Below are 9,546 nucleotides of genomic sequence, written 5' to 3' on the forward strand. Positions count from 1 at the left end.
CGTCGGCCAGAGCACCGGTTCGGTCAACTTCACCGCACCAAACGACGTCTACCAGGGCAACGCTCCGGTCGCCAACAGCATTACGTCCGTTACAGGCGGCAACTACGAGAATCTGACCTCTAGCCCGACTCCGGTCAGCACAGCCGTCACTGACGTGACCGACACTTCGAGCGTTACGCTGACCGCCACGCCGAGCGTCGCCGAGGGCGGCACGGTGGTTTATACCGCCAGCGTCGATGCTCCCGTCACCGGCACACCGGTCGTAGTCAGCCTTTCCAACGGTCAGTCGATCACCATCGCTGTCGGCCAGAGCTCAGGTTCGGTCAACTTCACCGCGCCGAACGACGCCTACCAGGGCAACGCGCCGGTCATCAACAGCATTACCGCTGTCAGCGGGGGCAACTACGAAAATCTGACTTCAAGTCCGACGCCAGTCAGCACCGCTGTCACCGACGTGACCGATACCTCGACCGTTACGCTGACTGCCACGCCGAGCGTGGCCGAAGGCGGCACGATCGTGTACACCGCTTCGGTGGGAGCTCCGGTTACTGGTGCTCCGGTTGTCGTCAGCCTGTCCAACGGCCAGGCCATCACGATTGCCGTCGGCCAGAGCTCCGGCGCAGTCAACTACACCGCCCCGAACGATGCCTATCAGGGCAACGCGCCGGTCACCAACAGCATTACCTCCGTTACCGGCGGCAGCTACGAGAACCTGACATCCAGCCCGACTCCGGTCAGCACAGCCGTGACCGATGTCACCGACACCTCGACCGTTACCCTGACCGCAACGCCAAGCGTGGCCGAGGGCGGGACCATCGTTTACACCGCCAGTGTCGGCGCTCCCGTAACTGGTGCCCCGGTCCTGGTGACCTTGTCCAACGGCCAGGCCATCACTATTGCGGTTGGTCAGAGCTCAGGCTCGATCAACTACACCGCCCCGAACGACGTTTATCAAGGCAACGCCCCAGTCACCAATAGCATCTCTGGTGTCAGCGGGGGCGACTACGAAAATCTGACTTCAAGTCCGACGCCAGTCAGCACCGCAGTCACCGATGTCACCGACACTTCGACCGTCACCCTGACTGCCACGCCGAGCGTGGTCGAAGGCGGCACCATCGTTTACACCGCATCGGTGAGCGCGCCTGTCACCGGCACGCCTGTTGTGGTCAGCCTGTCGAATGGCCACTCGATTACGATTGCCGTTGGCCAGAGCACCGGTTCGGTCAACTTCACCGCACCGAACGACGTCTATCAGGGCAATGCCCCAGTCACCAACAGCATCACCGGAGTCAGCGGAGGCAACTACGAGAATCTGACCTCCAGCCCGACGCCAGTCAGCACGGCGGTCACCGATGTAACCGACACGTCTACGGTTACCCTGACTACCACGCCGAGCGTCGCCGAAGGCGGGACCATCGTGTACACCGCTTCGGTGGGCGCTCCGGTCACCGGCGCGCCTGTCGTAGTCAGCCTATCCAATGGCCAAGCTATCACCATCGCGGTCGGTCAGAGCACCGGTTCGGTCAACTTCACCGCGCCGAACGATGCTTACCAGGGCAACGCGCCAGTCACTAACAGCATCACCGGGGTCAGCGGCGGCAACTATGAGAACCTGACCTCCAGCCCGACTCCGGTCAGCACAGCCGTCACTGACGTGACCGACACTTCGACCGTTACGCTGACTGCCACGCCGAGTGTCGCCGAAGGCGGCACCATTGTTTACACCGCTTCGGTAAGCGCTTCGGTCACTGGCGCTCCAGTTGTCGTCAGTCTTTCCAATGGGCAATCGATTACGATTGCCGTGGGCCAGAGCTCGGGCTCAATCAATTACACCGCCCAGAATGACGCCTACCAGGGCAATGCGCCGGTCACCAACACCATCACCGCTGTCAGTGGTGGCGACTACGAGAATCTCACCTCCAGCCCGACGCCGGTCAGCACGACTGTCACCGATGTAACCGACACTTCTACGGTTACCCTGACCGCCACGCCAAGCGTGGCCGAAGGCGGAACCATTGTTTACACCGCGTCGGTAAGCGCACCCGTTACTGGCGCGCCAGTTTTGGTATCGCTGTCGAACGGCCAGGCCATCACCATCGCGGTCGGCCAGAGCTCCGGCTCGGTCAACTTCACCGCGCCAAACGACGCTTACCAGGACAATGCCCCAGTCACCAACAGCATCATCGCTGTAAGCGGGGGCAACTATGAAAATCTGACTTTAAGCCCGTCCCCGGTCAGCACGGCGGTTACTGACGTGACCGACACCTCGAGCGTCTCGCTGACTGCCACGCCGAGCGTGGCCGAAGGCGGGACCATCGTGTACACCGCCAGCGTCGGCGCTCCCGTAACAGGTACCCCGGTCCTGGTGACCTTGTCCAACGGCCAGGCCATCACGATTGCGGTGGGCCAAAGCTCGGGCTCCATCAACTACACCGCGCCAAACGATGCCTACCAGAGCAACGCTCCGGTCACCAACAGCATTACGTCCGTTACCGGCGGCAACTACGAGAACCTGACCTCCAGCCCGACTCCGGTCAGCACCGCGGTCACCGATGTGACCGACACTTCGACCGTCACCCTGACCGCCACGCCGAGCGTGGCCGAGGGCGGAACCGTTGTTTACACCGCTTCGGTGAGCGCGCCCGTCACCGGCACGCCGGTGGTGGTCAGCCTGTCGAACGGCCAGGCCATCACGATTGCGGTGGGCCAGAGCTCCGGCTCGGTCAACTACACCGCGCCAAATGACGTCTACCAAGGCAATGCCCCGGTCACAAACAGCATTACCGGGGTCAGTGGGGGCAACTACGAAAACCTGACCTCCAGCCCGACGCCGGTCAGCACCGCGGTCACTGACGTGACCGACACTTCGACCGTCACCCTCACCGCCACGCCGAGCGTCGCCGAGGGCGGCACGATTGTTTACACCGCGTCTGTAGGTGCTCCGGTCACCGGCACGCCGGTTGTGGTTAGCCTGTCCAACGGTCAGGCGATCACGATTGCCGTCGGCCAGAGTTCCGGCTCAGTGAACTACACCGCGCCGAACGACGCTTACCAGGGCAACGCGCCAGTCACAAACAGCATTACCGGGGTCAGCGGCGGCAACTACGAGAACCTGACGTCCAGCCCGACTCTGGTCAGCACGGCGGTTACCGATGTGACCGACACGTCGACCGTTACCCTGACCGCCACGCCAAGCGTCGCCGAAGGCGGCACGGTGGTTTATACCGCCAGCGTCGATGCTCCCGTCACCGGCACACCGGTCGTGGTCAGCCTTTCCAATGGCCAAGCGATCACCATCGCGGTTGGCCAGAGTTCTGGGTCGGTCAATTTCACCGCGCCGAACGATGCCTACCAGGGCAACGAGCCGGTCACCAACAGCATCACCGGAGTAACGGGTGGCAACTACGAGAACCTGACCTCCAGCCCGACTCTGGTCAGCACGGCGGTTACCGATGTGACCGACACGTCGACCGTTACCCTGACCGCCACGCCAAGCGTCGCCGAAGGTGGGACCATCGTGTACACCGCTTCGGTGGGCGCTCCGGTCACTGGCGCGCCTGTCGTGGTCAGCCTGTTGAATGGCCAGGCCATCACCATTGCCGTCGGCCAGAGCACCGGTTCGGTCAACTTCACCGCACCAAACGACGTCTACCAGGGCAACGCTCCGGTCGCCAACAGCATTACGTCCGTTACAGGCGGCAACTACGAGAATCTGACCTCTAGCCCGACTCCGGTCAGCACAGCCGTCACTGACGTGACCGACACTTCGAGCGTTACGCTGACCGCCACGCCGAGCGTCGCCGAGGGCGGCACGGTGGTTTATACCGCCAGCGTCGATGCTCCCGTCACCGGCACACCGGTCGTAGTCAGCCTTTCCAACGGTCAGTCGATCACCATCGCTGTCGGCCAGAGCTCAGGTTCGGTCAACTTCACCGCGCCGAACGACGCCTACCAGGGCAACGCGCCGGTCATCAACAGCATTACCGCTGTCAGCGGGGGCAACTACGAAAATCTGACTTCAAGTCCGACGCCAGTCAGCACCGCTGTCACCGACGTGACCGATACCTCGACCGTTACGCTGACTGCCACGCCGAGCGTGGCCGAAGGCGGCACGATCGTGTACACCGCTTCGGTGGGAGCTCCGGTTACTGGTGCTCCGGTTGTCGTCAGCCTGTCCAACGGCCAGGCCATCACGATTGCCGCCGGCCAGAGCTCCGGCGCAGTCAACTACACCGCGCCGAACGATGCCTACCAGGGCAATGCGCCGATCACCAATAGCATCACAGGGGTCAGCGGCGGCAACTATGAGAACCTGACGTTCAGCCCAACGCCAATCAGTACGTCCGTGACCGATGTCACCGATACCTCGACCGTTACTCTGACCGCGACGCCAAGCGTCGCCGAGGGCGGCACCATCGTGTACTCCGCCTCGGTCGACGCACCGGTTACCGGGACACCGGTTGTGGTGACCTTGGCGAACGGCCAGGCCATCACGATTGCCGTCGGCCAGAGCTCCGGCTCGGTCAACTTCACCGCGCCAAATGACGCCTACCAGGGCAACGCGCCGGTCACAAACAGCATTACGTCCGTCAGCGGCGGCAACTACGAAAATCTGACTTCAAGTCCGACGCCGGTCAGCACTGCTGTCACCGATGTCACCGATACCTCCACTGTCACCCTGACCGCTACACCAAGCGTCGCCGAAGACGGCACGGTGGTTTATACCGCCAGCGTCGATGCCCCCGTCACCGGCACGCCGGTCGTGGTCAGCCTTTCCAACGGCCAGGCCATCACTATTGCGGTCGGTCAGAGCACCGGTTCGGTCAACTTCACCGCCCCGAACGATGCCTACCAGGGCAATGCTCCGGTCACCAACAGCATTACGTTCGTCACCGGCGGCAACTACGAGAACCTGACCTCCAGCCCGACTCTGGTCAGCACCGCGGTCACCGATGTAACCGATACCTCGACCGTCACCCTGACTGCCACGCCGAGCGTGGTCGAAGGCGGCACCATCGTGTACACCGCGTCTGTAGATGCTCCGGTCACCGGCGCGCCTGTCGTGGTGAGCCTTTCCAATGGTCAGTCGATCACCATTGCCGTCGGTCAGAGCCTGGGTTCGGTCAACTACACCGCGCCGAACGACGCCTACCAGGGCAATGCTCCGGTCACCAATAGCATCACCCAGATTAGTGGGGGCAACTACGAAAGTCTGACCTCCAGCCCGGCACCGGTCAGCACTGCCGTCACCGATGTCACCGACACTTCGACGGTCACCCTAACCGCCACGCCGAGCGTGGCCGAAGGCGGGACCATCGTTTACACCGCATCGGTGAGTGCGCCTGTCACCGGCACACCGGTCGTGGTCAGTCTGTCGAACGGTCAAGCGATCATCATTACCGTCGGCCAAAGCTCCGGCACGGTCAATTACATCGCGCCAAATGACGTCTACCAAGGCAACGCCCCGGTCACCAACAGCATCACCGCTGTAAGCGGGGGCAACTACGAGAATCTGACTTCAAGCTCGATCCCGGTCAGCACGGCGGTTACTGACGTGACCGACACTTCGACCGTTACGCTGACTGCCACGCCGAGCGTCGCCGAAGGCGGCACCATCGTGTACACCGCTTCGGTGGGAGCTCCGGTCACCGGCGCGCCGGTTGTGGTCAGTCTGTCGAATGGCCAAGCCATTACGATTGCCGTTGGCCAAAGCTCGGGCTCCATCAACTTCACCGCGCCGAACGACGCCTATCAAGGCAATGCGCCGGTCACCAATAGCATCACCGCTGTCAGCGGCGGCAACTACGAGAACCTGACCTCCAGCCCGACTCCGGTCAGCACGGCCGTGACCGATGTCACCGACACCTCGACCGCTACCCTGACCGCAACGCCAAGCGTGACCGAGGGCGGGACCATCGTTTACACCGCCAGTGTCGGCGCTCCCGTAACTGGTGCCCCGGTCCTGGTGACCTTGTCCAACGGCCAGGCCATCACGATTGCCGTCGGCCAGAGCTCCGGCGCAGTCAACTACACCGCCCCGAACGATGCCTACCAGGGCAACGCTCCGGTCACCAATAGCATTACGTCCGTCACCGGCGGCAACTACGAGAACCTGGCATCCAACCCGACGCCGGTCAGCACGGCGGTTACCGATGTGACCGACACCTCGACCGTTACGCTGACTGCCACGCCGAGCGTCACCGAAGGCGGCACGGTGGTTTATATCGCCAGCGTCGACGCTCCCGTCACCGGCACACCGGTCGTAGTCAGCCTTTCCAACGGTCAGTCGATCACCATCGCCGTCGGCCAGAGCTCAGGTTCGGTCAACTTCACCGCGCCGAACGACGCCTATCAAGGCAATGCGCCGGTCACCAATAGCATCACCGCTGTCAGCGGCGGCAACTACGAGAACCTGACTTCAAGTCCGACTCCCGTCAGTACAGCCGTCACTGATGTCACCGACACTTCTACCGTCACTCTGACCGCCACGCCGAGCGTGGCCGAGGGCGGCACCATTGTTTACACCGCGTCGGTGAACGCTCCGGTTACCGGCACGCCTGTTGTGGTGACCCTGTCGAATGGTCAAGCCATCACGATTGCCATTGGCCAAAGCTCGGGCTCCATCAACTTCACCGCGCCGAACGACGCCTATCAGGGCAATGCTCCGGTTACCAATAGCATCACCGAGATTAGTGGGGGCAACTACGAAAGTCTGACCTCCAGCCCGGCACCGGTCAGCACTGCCGTCACCGATGTCACCGACACTTCGGCGGTCACCCTAACCGCCACGCCGAGCGTGGCCGAAGGCGGGACCATCGTTTACACCGCATCGGTGAGTGCGCCTGTCACCGGCACACCGGTCGTGGTCAGTCTGTCGAGCGGTCAAGCGATCACCATTGCCGTCGGCCAAAGCTCCGGCACGGTCAATTACATCGCGCCAAATGACGTCTACCAAGGCAACGCCCCGGTCACCAACAGCATCACCGCTGTCAGTGGTGGCAACTACGAAAATCTGACCTCCAGCCCGACCTCGGTCAGCACCGCGGTTACCGATGTTACCGACACTTCGACAGTCACCCTCACCGCTACGCCCATCGTGGCCGAGGGCGGAACCGTTGTTTACACCGCTTCGGTGAGCGCACCCGTGACTGGAGCGCCAGTTTTGGTATCGCTGTCGAACGGCCAGGCCATCACGATTGCCATTGGCCAAAGCTCGGGCTCCATCAACTACACCGCGCCAAACGATGCCTACCAGGGCAACGCTCCGGTCACCAACAGCATTACGTCCGTTACCGGTGGCAACTACGAGAATCTGACTTCCAACCCGACGCCGGTCAGCACAGCCGTCACTGATGTCACCGATACTTCTACCGTCACCCTGACCGCCACGCCGAGCGTGGCGGAAGGCGGGACTATCGTTTACACCGCGTCTGTAGATGCTCCAGTCACCGGCACGCCGATCATGGTCAGCCTTTTCAACGGCCAGTCGATCACCATTGCCGTCGGCCAGAGCTCCGGCTCGGTCAACTACACCGCACCAAACGACGTCTACCAGGGCAATGCGCCGGTCACCAACAGCATTACGTCCGTTACCGGTGGCAACTTCGAAAATCTCACATCCAGCCCGGCGTCAATCAGTACAGCCGTCACTGATGTCACCGATACTTCTACCGTTACCCTGACCGCCACGCCGAACGTGGCCGAAGGCGGGACCATCGTTTACACCGCCAGTGTCGGCGCTCCCGTTACTGGTACCCCGCTTCTGGTAACCCTGTCCAACGGACAGGCCATCACGATTGCGGTTGGTCAGAGTTCGGGGTCAGTCAACTACACCGCGCCGAACGACGCTTATCAAGGCAATGCGCCGGTCACTAACAGCATCACCGGCGTCAGCGGTGGCAACTATGAGAACCTGACCTCCAGCCCGATGCCGGTCAGCACCGCTGTCACCGATGTGACCGACACTTCGATCGTGACTCTTACCGCAACCCCAAGCGTCGCCGAGGGTGGCACCATTGTTTACACCGTTTCGGTGGGTGCTCCGGTCACCGGTTCACCAGTGGTAGTGACCCTGTCCAATGGCCAAGCGATCACCATCGCGGTCGGTCAGAGCAGCGGTTCGCTCAACTACACCGCACCGAACGATGCATATCAGGGTTATGCGCCGGTCACCAACAGCATCACCGGGGTCAGCGGCGGCAACTACGAAAACCTGACTTCCAGCTCGACTCCGGTCAGCACAGCCGTGACCGATGTCACCAACACTTCGACCGTCACCCTGACCGCCACGCCGAGCGTGGCCGAAGGCGGGACCATCGTCTACACCGCTTCGGTGGACGCTCCGGTTACTGGTGCTCCGGTTGTCGTCAGCCTGTCCAACGGCCAGGCCATCACGATTGCCGTCGGCCAAAGCTCCGGCGCAGTCAACTACACCGCGCCGAACGATGCCTACCAAGGCAATGCTCCCGTTACCAACAGCATTACCGGCGTCAGCGGCGGTAACTACGAGAGTCTGATTTCAACTCAGACTCCGGTCAGCACCGCAGTCACTGATGTCACCGACACCTCGACCGTTACCCTGACGGCCACGCCGAGCGTGGCCGAGGGTGGGACCATCGTTTACACCGCCAGTGTCGGCGCGCCCGTAACTGGTGCCCCGGTCCTGGTGACCTTGTCCAACGGCCAGGCCATTACCATCGCAGTCGGCCAAAGCTCAGGTTCGGTCAACTACACCGCGCCAAACGACGCTTACCAAGGCAATGCGCCGGTTACCAACAGCATCACCGGGGTCAGCGGCGGCAACTATGAGAACCTGACCTCCAGCCCGACACCGGTTAGCACCGCGGTCACCGACGTGACCGATACCTCGACCGTTACGCTGACGGCGACGCCGAGCGTGGCCGAAGGCGGGACCATCGTGTACACCGCGTCGGTGGGCGCTCCGGTTACTGGTGCTCCGGTTGTCGTCAGCCTGTCGAATGGCCAAGCCATCACCATCGCCGTCGGTCAGAGCTCGGGTTCGGTCAACTTCACCGCACCGAACGACGCCTATCAAGGCAACGCGCCGGTCACCAACAGCATCACCGGGGTCAGCGGTGGTAACTACGAGAATCTGACTTCAACTCAGACTCCGGTCAGCACAGCCGTCACCGACGTGACCGACACCTCGACCGTTACGCTGACTGCCACGCCGAGCGTGGCCGAAGGCGGGACCATCGTGTACACCGCTTCGGTGGCGGCCCCAGTTACAGGTACACCGGTAGTGGTCAGCCTGTCGAATGGCCAAGCCATCACGATTGCCGTTGGCCTAAGCTCTGGCTCCATCGACTACACCGCGCCAAACGATGCCTACCAGGGCAACGCCCCGGTCACCAACAGCATCACCGCTGTAAGCGGGGGCAACTACGAAAATCTGACCTCTAGCCCGACGCCGGTCAGCACCGCGGTCACTGACGTGACCGACACTTCGACCGTCACCCTGACCGCCACGCCGAGCGTCGCCGAGGGCGGCACGATGGTTTATACCGCTAGTGTCGATGCTCCCGT

At 62.4% G+C, this 9,546-nt stretch carries 1 protein-coding gene; it reads left to right on the forward strand.

The genetic code is table 11. The annotated features are described in order from the left end of the window. Nucleotides 1–9,546 (forward strand): immunoglobulin-like domain-containing protein (locus tag AC0ZZU_RS23830; protein ID WP_476343883.1); only part of this gene is annotated, 9,546 nt, incomplete at both ends.

It is taken from the genome of Pseudomonas sp. JE3303 (assembly GCF_056312565.1).